The 21579-nt window shown below is 72.3% G+C and carries 18 protein-coding genes and 1 tRNA gene; 5 read left to right on the plus strand and 14 right to left on the minus strand.

What is annotated here, in order from left to right; genetic code table 11:
• Window positions 1–12: 12 nt before the first annotated feature.
• Window positions 13–864 (plus strand): pyridoxal kinase PdxY, encoded by an 852-nt coding sequence (gene pdxY / locus NOCA_RS21735; RefSeq protein WP_041546801.1) that lies wholly within the window; start codon window positions 13–15, stop codon window positions 862–864.
• A 57-nt stretch (window positions 865–921) separates the two neighbouring features.
• Here pdxY and NOCA_RS21740 read toward each other — a convergent pair whose 3' ends face one another.
• Complete coding sequence (locus NOCA_RS21740; protein ID WP_011757434.1) at window positions 922–1671, minus strand: sulfotransferase family protein; 750 nt, start codon at window positions 1669–1671, stop codon at window positions 922–924.
• Between the two features lie 200 nt (window positions 1672–1871).
• Between NOCA_RS21740 and NOCA_RS21745 the strand changes: the two genes are divergently transcribed.
• Window positions 1872–2507 carry a DUF305 domain-containing protein gene (locus tag NOCA_RS21745; RefSeq protein WP_083768223.1) on the plus strand — a complete coding sequence of 212 codons (636 nt, stop codon included), beginning with the start codon at window positions 1872–1874 and terminating at the stop codon, window positions 2505–2507.
• Window positions 2508–2511: 4 nt separating this feature from the next.
• Here the strand turns inward: NOCA_RS21745 and NOCA_RS21750 are convergent.
• From NOCA_RS21750 to NOCA_RS21760, 3 genes are all read right to left on the minus strand, one after another.
• Window positions 2512–2587 (minus strand) — tRNA-Thr (locus tag NOCA_RS21750).
• 82 nt (window positions 2588–2669) lie between these two features.
• A complete protein-coding gene (locus NOCA_RS21755; protein WP_011757436.1) occupies window positions 2670–3392 on the minus strand; it encodes an SDR family NAD(P)-dependent oxidoreductase in 723 nt (240 codons plus the stop codon).
• 45 nt (window positions 3393–3437) lie between these two features.
• Window positions 3438–3884, minus strand: coding sequence for a nuclear transport factor 2 family protein (locus tag NOCA_RS21760; protein WP_011757437.1), 447 nt, complete (start codon window positions 3882–3884; stop codon window positions 3438–3440).
• A gap of 65 nt (window positions 3885–3949) precedes the next feature.
• Here NOCA_RS21760 and NOCA_RS21765 point away from each other — a divergent pair, with 65 nt between their 5' ends.
• The gene (locus NOCA_RS21765) at window positions 3950–5155 is read left to right on the plus strand and encodes a DUF4032 domain-containing protein (RefSeq protein WP_011757438.1); all 1206 of its coding nucleotides are present in this window, start codon (window positions 3950–3952) and stop codon (window positions 5153–5155) included.
• 126 nt (window positions 5156–5281) lie between these two features.
• Complete coding sequence (locus NOCA_RS21770; protein WP_011755226.1) at window positions 5282–6580, plus strand: ISL3 family transposase; 1299 nt, start codon at window positions 5282–5284, stop codon at window positions 6578–6580.
• Between the two features lie 233 nt (window positions 6581–6813).
• On the opposite strand, the gene NOCA_RS21775 is transcribed toward NOCA_RS21770, so the two are convergent.
• The 9 genes from NOCA_RS21775 to cysS all read right to left on the minus strand — a co-directional run bounded on the left by NOCA_RS21775 (window position 6814) and on the right by cysS (window position 18613).
• Window positions 6814–7401 carry a hypothetical protein gene (locus NOCA_RS21775; RefSeq protein WP_011757439.1) on the minus strand — a complete coding sequence of 196 codons (588 nt, stop codon included), beginning with the start codon at window positions 7399–7401 and terminating at the stop codon, window positions 6814–6816.
• Between the two features lie 2 nt (window positions 7402–7403).
• Complete coding sequence (locus NOCA_RS27685) at window positions 7404–9089, minus strand: hypothetical protein (protein ID WP_011757440.1); 1686 nt, start codon at window positions 9087–9089, stop codon at window positions 7404–7406.
• Entirely contained in the window at window positions 9086–9793 is a 708-nt protein-coding gene (locus NOCA_RS21785) for an ABC transporter ATP-binding protein (RefSeq protein WP_011757441.1), read from the minus strand. The genes NOCA_RS27685 and NOCA_RS21785 overlap by 4 nt, the downstream gene beginning before the upstream one ends.
• A complete protein-coding gene (locus tag NOCA_RS21790) occupies window positions 9790–10608 on the minus strand; it encodes an ABC transporter ATP-binding protein (protein WP_011757442.1) in 819 nt (272 codons plus the stop codon). The genes NOCA_RS21785 and NOCA_RS21790 overlap by 4 nt, the downstream gene beginning before the upstream one ends.
• Window positions 10598–12682 carry a branched-chain amino acid ABC transporter permease gene (locus NOCA_RS21795; protein WP_158305693.1) on the minus strand — a complete coding sequence of 695 codons (2085 nt, stop codon included), beginning with the start codon at window positions 12680–12682 and terminating at the stop codon, window positions 10598–10600. Before NOCA_RS21795 ends, NOCA_RS21790 begins: the two co-directional genes overlap by 11 nt.
• 471 nt (window positions 12683–13153) lie before the next feature.
• The gene (locus tag NOCA_RS21800; RefSeq protein ID WP_041546804.1) at window positions 13154–14575 is read right to left on the minus strand and encodes an ABC transporter substrate-binding protein; all 1422 of its coding nucleotides are present in this window, start codon (window positions 14573–14575) and stop codon (window positions 13154–13156) included.
• Window positions 14576–14706: 131 nt separating this feature from the next.
• Window positions 14707–16149, minus strand: a complete 1443-nt coding sequence (locus NOCA_RS21805) for a metallophosphoesterase family protein (RefSeq protein WP_011757445.1) — start codon at window positions 16147–16149, stop codon at window positions 14707–14709.
• A gap of 101 nt (window positions 16150–16250) precedes the next feature.
• A complete protein-coding gene (gene rlmB / locus NOCA_RS21810; RefSeq protein ID WP_011757446.1) occupies window positions 16251–17195 on the minus strand; it encodes a 23S rRNA (guanosine(2251)-2'-O)-methyltransferase RlmB in 945 nt (314 codons plus the stop codon).
• A gap of 2 nt (window positions 17196–17197) precedes the next feature.
• On the minus strand, window positions 17198–18613 hold the full coding sequence (gene cysS, locus NOCA_RS21815; RefSeq protein ID WP_011757447.1) for a cysteine--tRNA ligase: 1416 nt from the start codon (window positions 18611–18613) through the stop codon (window positions 17198–17200).
• A 22-nt stretch (window positions 18614–18635) separates the two neighbouring features.
• Between cysS and NOCA_RS21820 the strand changes: the two genes are divergently transcribed.
• On the plus strand, window positions 18636–19832 hold the full coding sequence (locus NOCA_RS21820) for a C39 family peptidase (protein WP_011757448.1): 1197 nt from the start codon (window positions 18636–18638) through the stop codon (window positions 19830–19832).
• Between the two features lie 155 nt (window positions 19833–19987).
• Here the strand turns inward: NOCA_RS21820 and NOCA_RS21825 are convergent, their stop codons facing one another.
• On the minus strand, window positions 19988–21553 hold the full coding sequence (locus NOCA_RS21825) for a molybdopterin-dependent oxidoreductase (protein ID WP_011757449.1): 1566 nt from the start codon (window positions 21551–21553) through the stop codon (window positions 19988–19990).
• Between the last annotated feature and the right edge of the window lie 26 nt (window positions 21554–21579).

Genomic DNA, 21579 nt, shown 5'->3' on the forward strand with positions numbered 1-21579 from the left:
CACACTGCACGGGTGCAGATCCTCTCCATCCAGTCCTCGGTGGCCTACGGCCACGTGGGCAACTCGGCGGCGGTGTTCCCGCTGCAGCGCCTGGGCCACGAGGTCTGGCCGGTGCTGACCGTGCACTTCTCCAACCACACCGGGTACGGCGCGTGGCGCGGGCCGCTGCTCGGCCCCGAGGACGTCCGCGCGGTGATCGCGGGCATCGACGACCGCGGTGCGCTGGCGGGCGTCGACGCGGTGCTGTCCGGCTACCAGGGTGACCCGGCGGTCGGCGGCGTGATCCTGGACGCGGTCGCCCGGGTCAAGGAGCTGAACCCGGACGCGGTCTACTGCTGCGACCCGGTCATGGGCGACGTGGGCCGCGGGATGTTCGTCCGGCCGGGGATCCCGGAGTTCCTGCGCGACACCGTCGTGCCGCACGCCGACATCCTCACGCCCAACCACTTCGAGCTGGACTTCCTGACCGGTCGGGAGACCCGCACGCTGGCCGCGATCGTTGCGGCCGTGGACGAGCTGCGGGAACGCGGCCCGCGCGAGGTGCTGGTCACCAGCGTGGTGCACGGTGAGGTGCCCGAGGGGCGCATCGACGTGGTCGCGGTCTCCGACGAGGGCGCCTGGGCCGTCGAGACCCCGCTGCTGCCGATCGTCCCGAACGGGTGCGGCGACGTGACCGCCGCGCTGTACCTCGCCCACCTGCGCACCACGGGCTCGGCGCCGACCGCCCTCGCCCGGACCACCGCGTCGGTGTTCGCGATCCTCGAGGAGACGATCGCGGCCGGGACCCGGGAGATCCAGCTGGTCGCCGCCCAGGAGGCGATCGCGCACCCGCCGAGCCGGTTCGAGGTACGCCGCCTCCGCTGAGCCCACCTCAGGGTCCATCCGCGGAGGACCGGTCGACCAGATCCCGCAGCAGCCGGCTCACACCGCCTGACGGGTCACGGCCTGCCACAGCCGCCGGTCGGCGAGGCCGTCGACGAAGCCGCGCAGCTCGGGGGACAGCGTCCGCTCGCGGCCGGCCACGCTGTCGACGTACTCGCGGTGCGTCGTCTCGAACGCCGCCGCGACGGCCGGGGCGTAGGCGAGGCCGAGGAAGTCGAGGACGGCCCGCAGGCCGGCGGCCTCCGGGTCGCCGAAGAACCGGGCGTACTCGACGACGACGGCGCGGTCGGGGTGCTGGCGCACGGCCCGGCGGATCCGCTTGAGCGCGAGGTTCCAGCGCTCCACCGACGCCTGCGCATCGGCGCGCTCGGGCCAGCCGACGTCGGCCGCGTCCTGGGCGCGGCGCTCCCAGGAGTGGGCGACCTGGTCGATGTCGCGGACGATGAAGACGAACCGGGCGTCCGGGTGCAGCTCGTGCAGCCGGTCGAAGCGGATCGTCGTCATCTTGTCGCCGACGTACGTCGCGTCCGCCCACTTGGCCCGCAGGGCGGCGTAGTCGACGCCCCACCGGGCCGCCTCCTGCGGATCCTGGTTGGTCAGCCCGTCGGAGAAGTCGAAGAACCGGTCGGCCTCGAACAGGTCGGCTGTGAGCCGGTCGACGCCGCTGCTCCAGAGCCGTTTGTAGCGCTCCATGCCGACCGCGACCTCGGGGTGGGCGTTCATCACCTGCAGCAGCGCCGTCGTCCCGGATCGCGCGAGTCCGGCGAGGAAGAGCAGGTTCCGGGCCATGGCGGCACCCTAGTGCCGCGCCCAGAGACGAGCGGGTATGGCGGCGCGCCGGCGCCTTGCGATGCACACCCCCTGAGAACGCCAACCGTCCAACAGCTTGCGAGACACGACCCTGGACGACCGCTCGCGCGGGTCCGCGGTCCCCCGGCTCGGGACCTTCGCCCCGGGTTACCGGGCGGTATCGGACCTAGCGTCGGAGCATGGCGGCCCTTCGACATCGCGCCCTGCGGGGCGCAGCGACCGTGCTCGCGCTCGTGGGCCTCGCCCTCACCGGGTGCGGCAGCGAGGCCGGGACGACGGCCCGCGACGCGGCGGACCCGGCGCACAAGGAGGCGGACGTGGCGTTCGCAGCCGAGATGGTGCCGCACCACCAGCAGGGCCTGCGGATGGTCGCCATGACCGCCGGGCGGGACCTCACGCCGGGCTTCGCGGAACTTACCGACCGGATCGCCGCGCAGCAGCGGGCCGAGATCGGCCGGATGGACGGCTGGCTCACCGCGTGGGACCAGGAGGCGTCGTACGGTCCGGGACACCCGATGGACGGCGGCACCATGATGCGGCGCTCGACGGCCGGCACGATGCGCGGCCTGATGCGCACCCGGATGGGGCCGTGGGCGCTCGGCGCCGACGACCTGGGCCGCGTGGCCGACAGCTGGCCGGCCGACTTCGAGCAGCACTGGCTGCAGACGATGATCACCCACCACCAGGGCGCCATCTCGATGGCCCGGCACGAGATCAGCCAGGGCGAGTACCCGCCCGCGATCGCGCTCGCCGAGGACATCGTCACCACCCAGCAGGCCGAGGTGGAACGGATGCAGGAGCTACTGCAGGAGTGATGCGTGGAGCCGGTGACAGGAGTCGAACCCGCGACATCCTCATTACAAGTGAGGCGCTCTACCAACTGAGCTACACCGGCGCGGCGAGGCCACATGCTACGGGTCGTGTGCCTGAGGACGCGCCATGGCGCGTCCTCAGGCACACGACCCGACAGCGGCGGCTCAGCTCATCCCGCCGTCGAAGGCCAGGATCTCGCCGGTGATCATCCGCGCCTGCGGCGAGGCGAGGTAGACGATCGCGGAGCCGATCTCGTCGGGCCGGATCGCGCCGCCGGGCAGCATCATCATCAGCCGGTCGGCGACCCGGGTGTCGAGGTCGTCGGTGAGCTTGTGGAAGACCTGCTCGACGATCGGCGTGTCCACGGTGCCCGGGCAGATCGCGTTGACCCGGATCCCCTCCGGCGCGAGCTCGAGCGCGAGCGCGCGGGTGAGCTGGGTGAGTCCGCCCTTGGCGGCCGCGTACGCCGTGGCGTAGGGCTGCGCCTTGTGGCCGGCGACGGACGAGACGTTGACGATGTTGCCGCCGCAGGCGCGCAGGTGCGGCAGCGCGGCCTGGATCAGCAGGAACGGGCCCTTGAGGTCGACCGCGTGGACCCGGTCCCACTCCTCCTCGGTCACCGTCTCGATCCGGCCGAACTGGACGATGCCGGCGACATTGGCCAGCACGTCGATCCGGCCGTCGGCCGCGCAGGTCTCGACGGCGGCGAGCACCGAGGCCCGGTCGCCGACGTTGCACTCCACGTAGGTGACGCCGTCGGGCACGGTCGGCCGGAGGTCCAGGCCGTAGACGGTGTCGCCGAGGTCGCGGAACAGCGCCGCCGTCGCGTGCCCGATGCCGGACGCGGCTCCGGTGACGACGACGACGCGACTGCCGGGCTGGTTCATGGGGTGGGCCTTTCGACGCGGGATCAGCGAGAGTCAGGAAGCGAGTCAGAGGGCGATCGTGAGGTGGTGCTCCAGGACGCCCGAGCGCCCGACGCCGAACCGGCGCTCGGCGAACCGCCAGCCACCGGACGCGTCCGGGGCGAAGGTGTCGACGTACGTCCCGGTGATGATCGGCTGCAGCGGCACGGCCGCGACCGCCTGGAAGACCAGGTACGTCGAGGTCGCGACCACGGAGCCGTCCTCAGCCGGCTCGGCGAAGCCGGTGTTGGCGACGACGTGCTGGGTCCCCGGAGTGCCGTCCTCGTGCAGCCGCACCAGCCCGGCGTAGAGCCGCTCCACCTCGGCGGCCCCGGTGGCGAGCGTCGTGCCGTCCTCGGCGCGCAGCACGGCGTCGGCCATCAGCGCGCCCACGCCGGCGAAGTCGCCGGCGTCGAGCAGCCGGCAGTAGGTCGCCAGCAGGCCGCGGATCCGGTCGCCGTCGGTCAGCTGCACGCGCGGACGCTATCACCTCTGCTAGAACGCGTTCTAGCTCTGGCCCGGGGGCGGATAATGCGGGCATGGCGCTCCGCATCGTCGCGAACCGGCCGGCCCCCGCCCTCCTCAGGCTGCCGTGGGCGACCCCGCTCGAGGAGTGGGTGGAGCACGTGGTGCCGCTCCCCCGCGGCCTGTCGCGGCACGTGGTCCGGATCGTGCGCGTCGAGCAGCGCACCTACGCGGTCAAGGAGACCGTCGAGGAGATGGCGTTCCGGGAGTACCGGCTGCTGCGCGACCTGCAGCGCCTCGGGCTGCCCGCAGTGACCCCGCAGGGCGTCGTGACGGGCCGGGTCGACGACGACGGCGAGGAGCTGCCGGCGGCGCTGCTCACCGAGCACCTGCAGTTCTCGCTGCCCTACCGCAGCCTGTTCGCCCACGGCCTCACCGCCGCCAACCTCCCCGAGCTGGTCGACGCGATGGTGGTGCTCCTCGTCCGGCTGCACCTGGCCGACTTCTACTGGGGCGACGTGTCGCTGTCCAACGTGCTGTTCCGGCGCGACGCGGGCGGGTTCGCGGCGTACCTCGTCGATGCCGAGACCGGCGAGCTCAAGCCCTCGCTGTCGGACAACCTGCGCGAGTACGACCTGACCGTGGCGGTCGAGAACGTCTTCGCCGAGCTGCTCGACCTGCAGGCCAGCGAGTCACTCGACCAGGAGGTCCAGGCCCACGCGATCGTGGAGCTGCTCGCCGAGCGCTACCACGCGCTCTGGGACGAGCTGACCCGTCCCGAGGAGTTCTCGAGCGGTGAGCTCTGGCGCATCGAGCGGCGCGTGGAGCGGCTCAACGACCTGGGCTTCGACGTCGACGAGCTCGACATCGTGACCGACTGGCACGGCGAGCGGGTGCGGATCCAGCCCAAGGTCGTCGAGCTCGGCCACCACACCCGCGAGCTGCAGGCGCTCACCGGCCTGGACGTCGAGGACGCCCAGGCCCGGCGGATGCTCAACGACATCGCCTCGTTCACCGCGCACTTCGACCTGGGCCGCGAGGACCGCAGCCTGGTCGCGAACAAGTGGCTGACCCAGGTCTACGAGCCGATCATGGCGATGGTGCCCGCCGAGGCCCGGGGCAAGCTGGAGCCGGCCGAGATCTTCCACGAGATGCTGGTGCACCGGTGGTACCTCTCGGAGAACGCCGGCCACGCCATCGACATCTTCGAGAGCGCGCGCGACTACATCGACAACTACCTGCTCGCCAAGCCCGAGGAGAAGGTCGCCGCTGACGACTGATCCCTCGAGTCGGGCTCTCCTGCTGAATGTGTGGGTGGGTTGAGCGTGCCGTAGACGGGCGCACGCCGCTCTCTGCCTAGGTTTTGGAGCTGTCTAGGAACCAGAACCGGCGTCAAGGAGAGCGGCGTGCGTGATGTCAGCCTATGGCGGTGCCTGCTCGGGCTCGAAGACACCGTGATCGAGGGTGTCGAGCTCGATCGCGATGAACGGGTGCTCGTGGTCGCTGTTCGGCCGATGGCGCGTCGCCGGGGCCGGTGTGGGCGGTGTCGCGCGCCGGCGGCCGGGTACGACGCTGGGCGCGGTCGGCGGCGGTGGCGTGCCCTGGATAGCGCCACTGTGCGGGTCTACCTGGAAGCCGACTCGCCACGGGTGCGGTGCCGCGCGCATGGCGTGGTCGTCGCGCACGTGCCCTGGGCTCGCCATCGAGCCCGGGCGACGCACGCGTTCGAGGATCAGGTCGCCTGGCTGGTCACCAAGACCTCGCTGTCCACGGTGGCTGAGCTGATGCGGGTGTCGTGGCGCACCGTGAGCGGGATCTTGACCCGGGTCTGGAACCAGATCGCCGCCCGGGTCGACTTGCTCGACGGGTTGACCCGGATCGGGATCGACGAGGTGTCCTGGCGCCGTCATCAGCGTTACCTGCTCGCGGTCGTCAATCACGACACCGGTCGTTTGGTGTGGGTCGGCAAGGGCAACACCACCGCGACCGTCCAGTCGTTCTTCGATGCCCTTGGGCCGCACCGGTGCGCACAGATCACCCACATCAGCGCCGACGCCGCGCCCTACATCGCCAAGTCGACGGCTAAGAACTGCCCGCAGGCGGTCCGGGTCGCCGATCCCTTCCACGTGGTGAAGTGGGCCAACGACGCCCTCGGCGAGGTCCGGCTCGAGGTCTGGCGCGAGACCCGTCGGATCGCCCGGGCCAACTCCCGCGGCCGCGGCCGCGCACCCGCCGACGTCCAGGAGGAGTTCCCCGCCTACCAGCGGCTGCGGATCTTGACCCGTTCGCGGTACGCGCTGTGGAAGAACCCCGAGAACCTCACCACCCACCAGCAGGCCCGACTGGACTGGATCGCCAAGACCGACCCCCGACTGTGGCGGGCCTACCAACTCAAGGAAGGCCTCCGCGCCGTCCTGCGACTGCCGGCCGCCGAAGCCCGCATCGCGATCGACGCCTGGTGCCGCTCGGCACGGCGATGTCGTATCGCCCAGTTTGTCGACCTCGCCCGCATGGTCGCCGAGCAACGCGGCCCGATCCTGGCCGCGATCGAGCACGGCCTCTCCAACGCGATCAGCGAATCGGTCAACACCCGCATCCGACTCCGCAACCGGATCGCGTTCGGCATCAAGGACCCCGACGCCCTGATCAGCCTCCTGATGCTCACCCTCAGCGGCCACACACCCGCACTACCGGGCCGAACATGACCCACACAAACGACAGGAGAGCCCGAGTCGGCGCGTCTTGCCCACGCACCACCCTCGAATCGGCACGTCTTGCTCACGCACCACCCTCGAGTCGGCGCGTCTTGCCCACGCACCACCCTCGAGTCGGCACGTCTTGCCCGGCTCGTCGCCCGCTCTGTGAAGGGGCGGGCAGGATGCGCCGAGTCGACCAGCCCCAGCGGGCAAGATGCGCCGAGTCGACCAGCCCCGGCGGGTCAGGGGCGGCAGACCCGGCAGGTGGTCAGGTGCCCGTTGTTCTCCCCGACGGGGTGCAGGTCGGTGCGGTGGGCGATCAGCGCGCAGTCCCGCCGGTGCACGGTGGTGCCGTCGCCGGCGGTCACCGGCAGCGCGGAGACGTCCACCCCGTCGTCGCGCTGGTTCGCCGAGCGCGAGGTCACGTCGGCGAGCACGAGCAGGGTGTCGGCGAGGCGGCGCGAGGACTCCTTGCCGTCGGCCGCGATCCGCGCCAGCCAGGCGCCGAAGTACAAGAACCCGCCGGTGAAGGTGAGGCCCAGGCCGAGCAGGCCGCCGGAGACGACGTAGGACAGCTGGTCGTACTGGTACGGCGTGTGCGCGGCGCCGTACCAGCCGAGCACGATCACGACCAGGCCGAGCGGCAGCAGGACCGCGCCCGCCCAGAACAGGATCAGCTGGAGCAGCTGGTAGTGGTTGTCCTTCAGCGGCGCGGCGCCGGAGCCGGAGCGGCTGCCGGCCCGGGGCAGGCCGATCGAGAGGCGCTGCGCCGGCGCGGCCGGGGCGGGCTGCTCCGCGGCGGGCGTCATCCCTGGTGTCATGGTGGTCATGGTCAGGCCTTTCGGAGGTCGGGCAGGCCGCTGTCGAGGCCGTGCGTGCAGGACCCGGCGCCACCGAGCGCGATCGCGCCGATCCGGCGGAGCCAGGTGCCGCCGACGGCGGCCAGGGCCAGGCTCGCGACGAGGATGGCGCCGGGGATGGAGTAGAGCGGGGGGAGCCCCGATCCGGTGAGCTGGGCGTCCCCGAGGTCACCGGCCGCCGACGGCGCACTGCCCGTCGGGCCGGGTCCGATTGCCGACGGGGAGCCGCCGGCGGCCGTCGGCCCGCCGGCCGCGGCCGGACCGCCGGTGTCCCCGGACCCGGCCGGGTCGTTGTCGGGGAGGTCGCCGGTGGGCAGCTCGATGCCCTGCACCGTGTCGACCTCGCTGCCCGCGTTGCCGAGGGTCACCACGATCCGCGGCGAGAGCCCGACCAGGGTCTGCAGGGCCTTCTTCAGGTCGGGCGGGTCGTTCGGGAAGGCGTTGACGATGTCGTCGATCGGGAGCGCGTCGAGCTGACCGCGCAGCTTGGCGGTGTCGATCTCGACGACGAGTCCCGCCATGGTGCTGCTGGCCTGGTCGCCCTGCTTCGCCAGGTCGGGCTTCGGCAGGATCAGCTTGATACCGAGCTGGTCCAGGGCCGCGGTCGCCTGGTCGGGAACGGCCGGTACGTCGGCGTGCTGGCCGGCCCCCTCGGCCCCACCGGGCCCGAAGGAGAACTCCTGGCCCGCGATCGTCAGGCCGCCCAGCGTCGCCTTGCCGCCGGAGCTGCCCTTGGCGCCGTCGCTGGAGCTGGTGCTGGTCACCACGACGCCGTTGAGCACGACGGTGCCGCCGAGCAGGTAGACGTCGCCCAGCGCGGAGCGGGACGAGGCCACGACCTTCGAGTCGGTCACGACGTTCTTGCTGGTGGAGGCGTAGCCCTCGAAGTCGACGAGAGCGGCGACCTGGGGCGGCAGGCCGGGCGCGCCGGAGCCACCCGGCGGGTCGTCCTGGGGGTCGTCGGCGGCGCCGGCCAGCCCGGCCGAGCCGGTGATCGCCTGACCGAACTGCTGAAGGAGGTCGCCGCCGCCGGCGCTGCCGGGCAGGCCCGGGATCGGAGGCAGGCCGGGGACACCCGGGAGTCCGGGCGCACCGCCTCCGTCGCCGCCGTCTCCTCCGTCGCCGGATCCGTCCCGGACCTCGTTGTCGGGGGAGAACCCGACCTGCGCGACGGTGGTCTTCGCGCCGGCACTGGTGCGCATGACCGTGCCGGGGAACGGCTCGTCGGACGCCTTCGCCTCCCCGGAGGGCTGCGAGGCGTTGACCTGGACGGGGTAGCCCTGGGCGGCCAGCGGCCCCGAGAGCTGCTCGGGCAGACCGAGGTTCTCGATGACGGTCTTCGCGCCCTCGCCGATCGAGTCGCCGGGCCACAGCCAGCTGGCGCGTCCCAGCGAGCTGCCCGAGTCGGCCTCCACCTTGGAGTAGCCCATCTCGAGCTCCATCTGCGGGTTGGCCGGGATGGGGATGGTCGGCTCGTAGATCTCGACCTTCACCGGCGCCGCCCACGCCGAGGAGCTGAACCCGCTGAACGCCGGCTTGGCGGTGTCGTCCTGGCCGGCCGCGGGAGCACTCGCCGACATCGGCAGAACGACGCCGGCGAGTGCTGCGGCCGAGATCGGGGCGGCGAGGCGTTTCCACGTGCCTCTGGTCGACTTCATGCGGCACCTCCGAGGATGACGTCGGACATGGTGGCGAGGATCTCGGCGGGCTCGCCGGTGGCCACGATCCGGCCGCCGGTCATCACCGCCGCGTAGTCGGAGACCCGCAGCGCGGTGCGGGCGAACTGCTCGATGCACAGGATCGAGACCCCGCTCTCCGCGATCTGCGCGACCGTGTCGTAGAGCTCGTCGACGATCAGCGGCGCGAGCCCCATGGACAGCTCGTCGAGCAGCAGCAGGGCCGGGTCGGAGGCGAGCGCCCGCGACATCGCGAGCATCTGCTGCTCGCCGCCCGACATGGTGCCCGCGAGCTGGTGCCGGCGCTGGTGCAGCCGGGGGAAGTAGGAGTACGCCGTGTCGAGCACCGCCTCGGCGGACACCCCGGCGTACGACATCAGCGTGAGGTTCTCCTCGACGCTGAGGTTGGGGAACACCGACCGGCCCTCGGGGACCGTGCACAGCCCGAGCCGGGCCAGCTCCTCCGGCTCGGCGCCCGAGACGTGCACGCCGCCGAGGTGGATGTCACCCGAGGTGGGCTTCTTCTGGCCGCTGATGACCTTGACCAGGGTGCTCTTGCCGCCGCCGTTGGGGCCCAGCAGCGCCACCACCGCGCCCTTGGGGACGCGGAGGTCGACGCCGCGCAGCACCTCGATCCGGCCGTAGGCCGCGTGCAGGTCGACGACCTCGAGGATCGGCACGCTCATGTCGCGGCCCCTTCCAGACGGATCTCCTGGGTGAGCTCGACCGCGGGGAGCTCGACGTGCGTGCGGTCGTCGGCCGACTCGTCGGAGTAGCCGAGGTAGGCCTGCTGGACAGCCGGGTCGGCCCGCACCTCCGCGGGCGGCCCGGAGGCGATCACCCGGCCGAAGTCGAGGACGTGGATGTCGTCGCAGACCGACATCACCAGGTCCATGTCGTGCTCGACCATGAGGATGCCGCGGCCGTCGTCCGCGAGCGCGGCCAGCAGCTCGCCGAAGGCGTCGGTCTCGGACTCGTCCAGGCCGGAGGACGGCTCGTCGAGCAGCAGCAGCTTCGGGTCGGCGGCCAGGCACCGCGCCAGCTCCAGGAGCCGGGCGACGCCGGTGGGGATGGAGTCGGCGCGCTCGGCGGCGTACGCCGCGATGCCGACCCGCTCCAGCAGGTGGTCGACGTCCGCGGCGGCCGGCCGGACCAGGCCGGCGATCCCCCGGTGGATGTCGCGCGCGACCCGGACATTGTCACGCACGGTGAGCGACCCGAACGCCTCCAGCCGCTGGAAGGTGCGGCCCATGCCGCGGCGCGAGCGCCGGTGCACCGGCAGCCGGGTGATCGACCGGCCCTCGAAGCGCACCGATCCCTGGGTCGGCCGCTGCAGGCCGGTGATCACGTTGAAGCACGTGGTCTTCCCGGCGCCGTTGGGCCCGATCAGGCCGGTGATCCGGCCGGCGTGGGCGGCGAAGCCGGCGTGGTCGACAGCCGTCACGCCGCCGAACTGGACGACGACGTCCTCGACCTCGAGGAGCGGTCTCTCAGCGGACATGGGCAGGCGCCTCCTTGGAGGGCTCGATCGCCGTAGCGGCGCGGTGACCGGGCGGTTGGGTCGGCTCGGGATCCGGGCCGGCCTCGGCCGCCGTCGTGGGAACGGGCCCGTGCTCGGGCACGATCAACACCGACCCGGAGCCAGGGTCGGCGAGGGGTACGGCGGTCGCGCTGTCGTCCCCGACCCGCGCGCCGGGCAGGGGCAGCACCGGGACCACGGAGCGGACCCGGTCGCCGAACCGGCTCTCCAGGCGCCGCCCGAACGCGAAGACCAGGTTGGCCAGGCCGTTCGGGTCCCGGCCGAGCGCGACCGCGCCGAAGCCGAGGACCGCGAACACCAGGCCGGCCAGCTCGGGCCGGGAGCTCTGCAGCACCGGCAGCAGCATCAGGCCGACGCCCCCGAGCGCCGCGCCGGTCACCGAGGTGACGCCGCAGACGACCGCCAGCAACAGCAGCGGCAGGCTGTTGAACAGCTGGAAGTCGGCGGCCCCGATCGTGCCGCGCAGCCCCGCGAACAGGCCGCCGGCCAGGCCGGCCATCCCGGCGGACAGGCCGAACAGGGCGACCCGGAACCACCGCATGTCCAGGCCGAGGGTGCCGCACGCGGCCGGGCTGTCGCGCATCGCGATCAGCAGCCGGCCGAGCGCGCCCCGGCGCAGCAGCAGGAGGCCGAGTGCCATCAGCACGAAGAACACGGTCATCACCAGGACGTAGCCGCCGGTGGAGGAGAACTCCCGGCCGAGCAGCGAGAGCCGCTCGGCGTGCAGCGTGCCGTTGTAGCCGAAGGCGAAGTCGGCCTGGAAGACCAGCTTGTCCATGAGCACGCCGAACGCCAGCGTCGAGAGCGCCAGGTAGAGCCCGGTCAGCCGCAGCACCGGCAGCGCCACCAGGGCGCCTACCCCGGCCGCGATGCCGGCCGCGACGAGCAGCCCGAACAGGTTGGGCTCGTCGAGCTTGGCGTAGGCGAGGGCTCCGACGCCGGCGAAGGTGAACTGGGCCAGTGACACGTGCCCGCCGTAGCCCGTGAGCAGCACCAGCGAGAGCATCACCATCGCGTACGTCGCGGCGGTGCCGACCAGCAGCAGGTCGGCGTCGCCCGTGGTGACCGTCAGCAGCGCGACGAGGACGAGCAGGACCGCACCCCAGCTGAGCGACTTGGTGAACGTCGGCAGCGGCGCGGACACGATGCCCTTGACCTGGCCGATCCGCAGCTGGGCCTGGGGCATCGCGACGATGACGACGAAGAGGAACAGGGCCGGCACGACCGCACGCAGGCCGGCCAGGTTGCCCTCGGAGGGCAGGTAGGCGACCGAGAAGGACTGCAGGATGCCGAGGCCCATCGCGCCGACGAACGTGAGCGGCAGGCTCTTGAGCCGCCCGAGCATCGCCGCGGCGTACGCGTTGATGACCAGCAGGGTGAGGTCGTAGTAGGACAGGCCGATGACCGGGGTCAGCAGGATGCCGGCCAGCGCGGCCAGCGAGATCCCGATCGCCCAGGACAGCGAGGCGACCAGGTCGGGCCTGCCGCCGAAGAGCCGCAACAGCACCGGGTTGTCGACCGAGGCGCGCATCGCGGTGCCGATCCGGGTCCGGTTGAGCAGCACGTACAGGGCGGCCGCGACCAGCGCGGACAGCGCGATCGTGATGACCTGGTGGGCGGTGACGTAGGTGCTGCCGATGCGGATCCCGTCGTCGGGCAGGAACGGGGGCACCGTGCGCGGCGCCGGTGGCCAGATGTACTGCGCCACCCCGATCAGGCCGACGAACAGCCCGACCGTGACCACGAGCGAGACGCTCACCGGTCCCTCGCCGAGCCCGCGGGTCACGAACCGCTGCACGAACCAGCCGATCCCGGGCGCGACCACCCCGAGCACCAGGGTCAGCGCCAACCAGGTCGGCATCCCCTGCCGCTGGCTGAAGTCCCAGAACGTGAAGGCCATGACCATGCCGAACGCGCCGTGCGCGATGTTGAACACCCGCGTGGTCGTGTAGGTCAGCACCAGGCCGCTCGCCGCGATCGCGTACGCCGCGCCGGTGAACAGGCCGAGGATCGTGAAGGACAGGATCGAGGTCATGGCAGGCATGTCTCCTTGTCCCCGGCCGGAGCGAGCGTCGTCCGGCGCGTGCGATCGCAAGGCGCCGGAGCGAGGGCATACCGGGTTGTCTGTCGAGCGACGGCAACGCCGCGAGCGTGCGTGCCGGGCGACGCGCAGACCAGCCCGGGGTCGACCGCCTGGGCCGCGCAGCAGGTCGAGCAGTCGCGGCGGTCCGGGGTGACCCGCGCGACCGGGTCCGGGTCGAGCTGGGAGCCGCAGGCCGCGAGCGCGACGCAGGGGGCGCCGACGGCGAGCAGTGCTAGGGCGTGGCTCTCGATTGTCGGCCGTCGCGAGTGTGCGTGCTGGGCGGCGTGTGGCAGGCCATGGGATCGAGAGCCACGTCCTAACGGACTACGCATCGCTTCCCTCCCAGGAACCAGAGCACGTCGGACGGCTCAACGACCCAGCTGGCGCGAGGTGACGTACGACACACCGGCTGGTCGACATGGGTCAGCTGCTGGTCGTGCCGCTGCACTGGTAGCGGGTGCCGCCGATCGGCACCCACTTGCCCTTCTGCAGCTGGATGAAGCGCCAGCACTCGCCGGTGTGGCGGGGGCCGACGTGCTGGGGTGAGTGCAGGCCGTTGGCCGTCCAGTTGTCGACCTTGGCGATGCCGGCGAGCAGCGACGGGCGGGTGAGCTTGCCGCCGAGTGCCGTCGCCTGCTCGACGAAGAGCCGGGCCGCGGACCAGGAGAACAGCCCGAAGAAGCTCGGCTCGGCGCCGGGCTTCACCTGCTGGAGCCAGCTGAGGTACAGCTGGAGCTCCTTGTTGCTCGCGGCCTCCTCGAACGGCGTGAAGTTGATGAACAGGGTGGTGCCCTCGACCGCGTCACCGCCGTTCTGGACGAACTCCGAGGTGTAGGCGGTGGGGTCCAGCATGAAGACCTCGGGCTTGAACCCCTGCTGCTGCATCGCGTCGGCCAGCCGGACGAACTGCGCGGACGCCCCGATCATCTGGACGTACTCGATGCCCTTGTCCTTCATCTCCTGGACGTAGGGCGAGTAGTTGAACTCCGAGATGTCGATGCCCTTGACGTAGTCGAAGTTCATGCCGCGGTTCTCCATCGCGGCGACCTGGGTCTTGGCGTTCTCCGAGGCGGCGCCGGCGTTGATGTAGAGCATCGCGGCGTGCGCGGCGGCGTCCGGGTGGTTCTTCTTCACGAAGTCGGGAACCGCGTTCTGGAACTCGGTCGCGACCGTCGACTGGGCGCCGTAGCAGGTGGTGCAGTCCTGGCGGTCGAAGGTGACGGAGGCCGAGCGGATGTCCGGGAGGCCGCAGGACTGCGCGGTCGCGGCGCCGCCGGAGTCGAAGGCCGACATCGAGCCGACCATCGCGAAGACCTCGTCGCAGGCCTTCGTGTACGCCTGCTGGTCCGCCGCCGCGTCGGTGCGGCTGTCGTAGGTCTTGAGCTGCAGCTTGTGGTCGCACAGGGAGCTGGTCGCGTTGTAGTAGGCGACGTAGGCCCGCACCGCGTCCTGGCTCGCCTCGAACAGCCCGGGGACCGGGCCGGAGACGTCGGAGGAGTTGCCGATGGTGATCGTGTCGCCGGTGATGCCGGTCTGGTTCTTGAAGCCCGCGCAGCTGGCGGCCTCGGTGCCGCCGGTCGCCGAGTTGTCGCCGGTCCCCTTCGGGGCGTCCCCTCCCCCGGCCGCGCCGCTGGCGCTCGACCCGCCGTCGGTCGTGGTCGAGCCGCCGGTGTCGCCGGACGCGCCCGGCACCGACCCGTCGGGACCGGCCACCGTGCCGTCGCCGGTCACCACCTGGCCGTTGGCCCCGACCGTCGTCCCGTTGACCTGGGCCACCGTGTCGGGGTCGAGCTGGGAGCCGCAGGCCGCGAGCGTCAGCGCGAGGAGTGCGCCGACGGCAGGCACGGCTGCGCGGGGATACGAAAGCACGGGCCCTCCACCATTTCTAGAACACGTATCAGTTCGTCAACGACACAGGTCCCCGGAGGTGACGCAGGCCACGCGAGGTTCTCGTGGCGGTCCGGACCGGGCCGGGCTCAGCGGGCGGCGCGACCGGGCTGCTCGGTCTCCTCGACGACCTCCGGCGGGTCCTCGGGCAGGTGCAGCGGCACGTAGTTGCCGGTCTCGTAGCTGCCGTCGGTCTGCAGCGTCACCCACTGGATGCCGACCGGGCGGCCACCGTGGTAGGTGATCAGGCTGATGTCGGCCGCACGCCGGGGCTTGCTCCCGAGCGCGAAGGCGTACGCCGCGCCCCCGGCCGTCCCGGTCGTGTAGCTGTAGCCGACCTCGCCGTTGCTGCCGATGATCCGGTCGGGCCCCTGGCGCACGTGCAGGTGGCCGCCGATCACCAGGTCGGCGCAGCCGCGGGCCAGCGCCTCGTCGCCGAGGTTGGCGTCGTGGACCAGGATCGTGTCGACCCGCTCCTCGGCTTCACACGCGGCGTCGGTGAGCCGCTGCTCGACCTCGTCGAAGGTCAGGCCGGTCTCGTCGCGCCAGTTCCCGAGCCCGCTGGAGCGCGGGTCGTCCACGCCGAGGATCGTCGTACCGCCCGGGCCCTCGACGACCTCGCCGTCGAGCATCGTCCAGCCGTGGTCGGCGAGGTAGGAGTGCACGAAGTCGCCGTGGTCGTGGTTGCCGGCCACGCCCCACCGGTCCAGCCCGTCGAAGGCCTCGCTCACCGAGTCGAGGGAGAACGCCTCCCAGCTGTTGCCGGAGGAGGTGTCGTCACCGCCGTCGAAGACCGCGGTCGCGCCCGCCCGGTCGGCGATCGCCCGGGCGACCTTGTCCATGCCGATGTTGTCGTGCCGGTCGGAGACGAAGGCCACCACGGTGTCCCCCTCGACCGGATGGCGCAGCCCGAGCCGCGCGGCGTCCTCCGCGGCCTGCGCGTAGAAGTCCTTGCTGGTGTTGTAGGTGTCGACGGCGCTCTCGATCAGCCGGCGGGTCTGCTTGGTGGTGACGTCGCCGCTCACCTCGACGCCGTCCGCCTCGTCGGGCAGGGGTACGCCGGACCCGAGGAACTCCCCCAGCGGGATCCAGTCCCGGTGCACGTCCTCGATGTCGTCGTCGCCGAGCCACGGCTGCCACAGCGCCAGGCCGACCAGCACGACGCCCACGCTCAGCAGCACCAGGTGCGGCGGATGCACGCGGGCGGCGAGCTCGCGGCGGCGCGCGGCACCAACCAACGCCCACCCGAGCACCGGCGGCAGCCCGAGGACCGCGCCGCGGAGGGCCGCACTCAGCGCCATGTCCCGCACCGCGTGGGTGACCTTCGCGACCTGGCCCTCGGGCTGGCCGGCGATCGCGGCGTAGCGCTGGAGGAGCTCGTCGGTGGAGGTGGCGTCGGTCTTGCCGAGCCGGATGTCGACGCCGAGGACGCCGGGGGCGTCGACCCGGACGTCGGGGATCACCGGGCCGGTGCGCAGCACCACGTGGCCCGAGAACGTGGGACGCAGCACGGCGTCGTGGCTGGCCAGCACGATGGAGCGGCTGCTGGTGAGGAAGAGCAGCAGCGCGATCGCGGCCGAGCAGGCGAACCAGACCCCGACGTACGCCAGGGCCCGTGGGATCCGCCTGATGCTCAGCGACGCGCCTCCGAGATGGCGTAGAGCGCCACCGAGGCGGCGACGCCGGCGTTGAGGGACTCCAACTGGTTGGCCATCGGGATCGATACGAGCTGGTCGCAGGTCTCGCTGACCAGGCGGGACAGGCCGCTGCCCTCCGAGCCGACGACGACCACCAGTGGCCCGTCGGCCAGGTCGAGGTCGGGCAGGCTGACGTCGCCGTCGGCCGCCAGGCCGACGACCATGCAGCCGGCCTCCTGGTAGGCCTTGAGCTGGCGGACCAGGTTGACGGTCTGGGCCACGGGGAGGCGGGCGGCCGCGCCGGCACTCGTCTTCCAGGCCGACGCGGTCATCCCGGCCGAACGGCGCTCGGGGATCACGACGCCGTGTGCGCCGAAGCCGGACGCGCTGCGCACCACGGCACCCAGGTTGCGCGGGTCGGTGACCGAGTCCAGCGCCACGATCAGCGGCGGCGCACCGCTCTCCGCCGCGGCGTCGAGCAGGTCGTCGGGATGGGCGTACTCGTACGGCGGGATCCGGGCGGCCAGCCCCTGGTGGACCGCGCCGCCGGTCATCCGGTCCAGCTCGCCGCGGCTGACCTCCTGGATGTTCAGCCGCCGCTCGGCCGCCGTCGCGAACGCCTCGCGCAGCCGGCCGTCCCGCTCGGCCCCCTCGGCGACGTACACGCCGGTCACCGGGACCCCGGCGCGCAGCGCCTCGACGACCGAGTTGCGCCCGGCGACCCACTCGGCGTCGCCGGCGGTCTTGCGCTTGGGGCGCCGGGTCGCGGACTTCTCGGCGCGCTTCGCGGCCTTGTGGGCCTGGTGGTAGGGCCGATCCTTGGCCTTCGGGGTCGGGCCCTTGCCCTCCAGGCCGCGGCGGACCCGGCCGCCGGAGCCGGCGGTGGGGTTGCCCTTGCCGGACTTCTTGATCGCGCCCTTGCGCTGGCTGTTGCCTGCCATGACTAGGAGAGGCTCCACTTCGGTCCGTCGGGGGTGTCTTCGAGCTGGACGCCGACCGCATGCAGTCGGTCCCGGATCGCATCCGCCGACACGAAGTCTCGGTCGGCACGGGCCTTCTCCCGTTGGGTGAGCAAGTCCGAGACCAGCCCCTCGACCACGGTCTCGAGACGTTCGGCCGTCCGGCCGCCTCCTGGGGAGCTCCATGCCGGGTCGGCCGGGTCCAGGCCGAGCACGTCGAGCATCGCGACCACCGACGCGGCGTTGCCGCGCAGCGCGGGCGAGTCCCCCGCGGCCAGGAGCTTGTTGCCCTCGCGCACCACCTCGTGGATCGCGGCGACGGCTGCGGGGGTGCCGAGGTCGTCGTTCATCGCGTTGAGGAAGTCGGCGCAGGCGATGCCGCCGCCGATCCCGCCGAGCACGTCGGCGGCGCGGTCGAGGAAGTTCTCGATCCGGCGGAACCCCGTGGCGGCCTCGTCGAGCGCCTCGAAGCTGAACTCCACGTGGCTGCGGTAGTGCGCGGCGACCAGGTAGTAGCGCAGCTCGATGCCGCGGTACTTCTGGAGCACGGCCGGGATCGTCAGCGAGTTGCCGAGCGACTTGCTCATCTTCTCGCCCGCCGTGGTGATCCACGCGTTGTGCATCCAGTACGTCGCGAACGGCCGGCCGGCCGCGCGCGACTGGGCCTGCTCGTTCTCGTGGTGCGGGAACCGCAGGTCGACGCCGCCGCCGTGGATGTCGAAGGCGGGGCCGAGGTACTTGCCCGCCATCGCCGAGCACTCGATGTGCCAGCCCGGGCGTCCCGGGCCCCACGGGCTCGGCCAGGCGGCTGTCTCCGGCTCCGAGTCCTTCTTCCAGCCCTTCCACAGCGCGAAGTCGCGCGGGTCGCGCTTGCCACGGGGGTCGGCGTCCTCGGCCGCCTCCATGTCGTCGATGCCCTGCCGGGTCAGCTCGCCGTATTGCGGCCAGGACCGCACGTCGAAGTAGACGTCGCCCGAGCCGTCCTCGGCGGCGTACGCGTGCCCCTTGGCGATCAGCTCCTGGATCAGCACGATCATCTCGGGCACGTGCCCGGTGGCGGCCGGCTCGTAGGTCGGCGGCGCCACGTTGAGGTCGTCGTACGCCCGGTCGAGCTGGCGCTTCATCCGGTAGGCCAGCTGGTACCACGCCAGGCCCTGCTCGGCCGACTTGACCAGGATCTTGTCGTCGATGTCGGTCACGTTGCGGATGAACGTGACGTCGTAGCCGAGGTGGCGCAGCCAGCGCTGCAGCACGTCGAAGTTCACGCCCGAGCGGACGTGCCCGACGTGCGGCTCGGACTGCACGGTGAGACCGCAGACGTAGAGACCCGCCTTCCCCTCCTCGAGGGGGACGAAGTCACGGACTTCGCGGGTCGCGGTGTCGTACAGCCGGAAGGTCACCCAGGAAGTCTAGGGTTTGTGGGTGCGCCGACTGACATCCGTGATCGCGCTCGCTGCGGCGCTCCTGCCCGGCGTGGCACTCCCACCCGCCGACGCGGCACCGGCCCGCCGGATCGACTACACCGTCTGGGACGCGCCCGCGCAGCTGCGCGCCGGCACCCTCGACGCGCTGCGCGTCGGCGCCGGCCGGCTGGCGCTCGAGACCGGGACCGACACGGGCCGGTGGACCTCGCCGTGGACGCGTCCCGGCTTCGCGGCGACCCGGCTGATCGCGTCCTGGTCGGCCCGGACACCCGGGGACAGCAGCATCCGAGTCGAGGTGCGCGGCCGGTCCGGCACGAGCAGGTCGAGCTGGGACACCCTGGCGCAGTGGGCGGCCGGCGACCGGTTCACGCGGCGTACGACGGACTCCGGCCAGTCCGACGACCTCGGCTCGGTCAACGTCGACACGTGGGAGGTGCCGGGCGGGGTGACGGCCTACCAGCTGCGGGTCACGCTGGTGCGCGCCGTCGGCCAGGCGAAGTCGCCGACCGTCGACTCGGTCGGCGCGATGACCTCACTGCTGCCCGACACCTCCGACGTGACCACTTCGCGCCCGGGTGTGGCGCGGGGCATCGTGCTGGACGTGCCGCGCTACTCGCAGATGGTGCACCGCGGCCACTATCCGAGGTACGGCGGTGGCGGCGAGGCCTGGTGCTCCCCCACGTCGACGTCGATGGTGCTCGGCTACTACGGCGCGCTGCCCCCGGCGGCGGCGTACTCCTGGGTGCCGGAGGGCCATGTGGACCCGTGGGTGGACCACGCCGCCCGGATGACCTACGACTACGACTATGCCGGCGCCGGCAACTGGCCGTTCAACACCGCCTACGCCGCGTCCCTGACCGACCAGGCGTTCGTGACCCGGCTGCGCTCGCTGCGCGAGGCCGAGCGGTTCATCGCCGCCGGCATCCCCCTGGTCGCCTCGATCGCGTTCGGCCGCGGCGAGCTCACCGGCGCCCCGATCAGCTCCAGCGCCGGACACCTGCTGGTGATCGTCGGCTTCACCGACGCCGGCGACGTGGTCGTCAACGACCCGGCCGCCGCCACCCGCTCCGGGGTGCGCCGTACCTATGACCGCGGCGAGTTCGAGAACGCCTGGATCCCCGCCTCCGGCGGCACGGTCTACGTCATCACCGACGACGCCCACCCGCTCCCGGCGAACAGCCCCGGCAACTGGTAGCGGGGACGCGCCAGCGGCTCCGCTGATGGTGGTCGGTCGGGCTGGGAGTTTCATCGGCCGGCCGATGAAACTCTCGCTTGGACGACAAAGCTTCATCGTCCAGGCACGAGTTCTGTCGGCCGGCCGATGAAACTGGCGCGCCGGCCGCGGGCCAGTCAGCCGTCCTCCTGCTGGGGCTCGCGGGCGGTGAGGTCGATCGTGTGCCAGCCGGTGGCACCGTCCGGAAGCACATCCTGCTCGACGCCCGTCTGCAGCAGGCCCACGGCATCGGTGGCCCGCACGGTCAGCGTGTGCTCGCCTGGGGGTACGTCGAGGTCCGCGACCCACTGCACCCAGGTGTCGTTGCTCGGCACCCGCGCCAGCCGGGCCGGGAGCCAGCTCCCGCCGTCGACCGACACCTCCACCCGCGAGATGCCGGTGTGCTGCGCCCAGGCGACGCCGGCCACCCGGGCTCCGCCGGAGTCGATCTCGCCGCCGTCGCGGGGGACGTCGATGCGCGAGGCGATCTTCACCGGCCCGAGCTCGGACCAGCCCTTCTGGGTCCAGTAGGCCTCGATGTCGGCGAACCGGGTCACCAACATGTCCACGACCCACTTGCACGCCGACACGTAGCCGTACAGCCCGGGCACGATCGTGCGCACCGGGAACCCGTGGTCGATCGGCAGCGGCCGGCCGTTCATCGCCACCGCCAGCATCGCGTCCCGGTCGTCGGTGAGCACGTCGAGCGGGGTGCCGCAGGTCCAGCCGTCCTCGGACGTCTGCAAGACGGCGTCCGCACCGGCATGCACCCCCGCGGCGCTCAGCAGCCCGGCGATCCGGACGCCGCTCCACCAGGCGTTGCCGATCAGGTCGCCGCCGACCTCGTTGGAGACGCAGTTGAGCGTCACCCAGGCCTCGGTGAGCTGCCGGTCGATCAGGTCCCGGTAGGTCAGCACGATCTCCCGGTCGACCATCCCGTGGATCCGCAGCAGCCAGTCCGAGGGCTCGATCGCCGGCACCACGAGAGCGGTGTCGATCCGGTAGAAGGCGTCGTTCGGCGTCAGCCACGGCGTCATGTCGGGGACCTCGACCCGCGTTCCCTTCGGCACCAGCGGCCGGGTCACGCCGGGCAGCCGCAGCAGCCGGCGGCTCGCCTCGACGTGCCGCCGGCCGCGGCCGACCACCCGTCCGGCCGCGGCCGCCACGACGCCCACCGCCGCGATGGCGCCGACCCGCAGCAGGAAGGTACGGCGGGTGTGGTCGGGGTGCGCCGGGTCCGTGACGTCCTCCGGCGCCGCGGCGAGGGCCCGTGTGTGCCGCCGCAGCGGCTCGGTCAGCAGCGAGAGGCAGACCACCCAGGTCGCGAACCCGGCGGCGACCGGCAACCCGTCGAGCGCCGTGGCGCCGCGCTGGAGCCACACCGCGACGCCACCGATGACGGCAAGCCCGGCGAACACCAGGGTGGAGCGCCACCACGAGTGCCGCGCCAGCCGGCCGGCCCAGGCGAACACCGCCGCGCTGATCAGCAGCAGCACGACCAGCAGCACCGTCTTGTCGTGGTGGCCGAAGAACCGGATCGCGCGCTCGACGACCGGCCCGGGGGTGAGCCGGACGACCAGGTCGGCGACGGCGAGCAACGGCGAGTCGCGGATCGTCATCACCATCGCGAGGCTGTAGCTCACGGCGAGACCGGCGAACCCGGCGACCAGGCCGGCGACCGACCACGCGCGGGAGGTGCTCACCCCGACGATTCTTGCGCACTCTCCGG

It is taken from the genome of Nocardioides sp. JS614, assembly GCF_000015265.1.
Lineage (GTDB): Bacteria > Actinomycetota > Actinomycetes > Propionibacteriales > Nocardioidaceae > Nocardioides.

Coding starts and splice junctions, on each gene's coding strand:
- NOCA_RS21765 (WP_011757438.1), top strand. CDS start 3,950: ATGGCGCTCCGCATCGTCGCGAACCGGCCGGCCCCCGCCCTCCTCAGG.
- NOCA_RS27685 (WP_011757440.1), bottom strand. CDS start 9,089: ATGAAGTCGACCAGAGGCACGTGGAAACGCCTCGCCGCCCCGATCTCG.
- NOCA_RS21795 (WP_158305693.1), bottom strand. CDS start 12,682: ATGACCTCGATCCTGTCCTTCACGATCCTCGGCCTGTTCACCGGCGCG.
- rlmB (WP_011757446.1), bottom strand. CDS start 17,195: ATGGCAGGCAACAGCCAGCGCAAGGGCGCGATCAAGAAGTCCGGCAAG.
- NOCA_RS21745 (WP_083768223.1), top strand. CDS start 1,872: ATGGCGGCCCTTCGACATCGCGCCCTGCGGGGCGCAGCGACCGTGCTC.
- NOCA_RS21775 (WP_011757439.1), bottom strand. CDS start 7,401: ATGACCACCATGACACCAGGGATGACGCCCGCCGCGGAGCAGCCCGCC.
- NOCA_RS21740 (WP_011757434.1), bottom strand. CDS start 1,671: ATGGCCCGGAACCTGCTCTTCCTCGCCGGACTCGCGCGATCCGGGACG.
- NOCA_RS21785 (WP_011757441.1), bottom strand. CDS start 9,793: ATGAGCGTGCCGATCCTCGAGGTCGTCGACCTGCACGCGGCCTACGGC.
- NOCA_RS21790 (WP_011757442.1), bottom strand. CDS start 10,608: ATGTCCGCTGAGAGACCGCTCCTCGAGGTCGAGGACGTCGTCGTCCAG.
- NOCA_RS21755 (WP_011757436.1), bottom strand. CDS start 3,392: ATGAACCAGCCCGGCAGTCGCGTCGTCGTCGTCACCGGAGCCGCGTCC.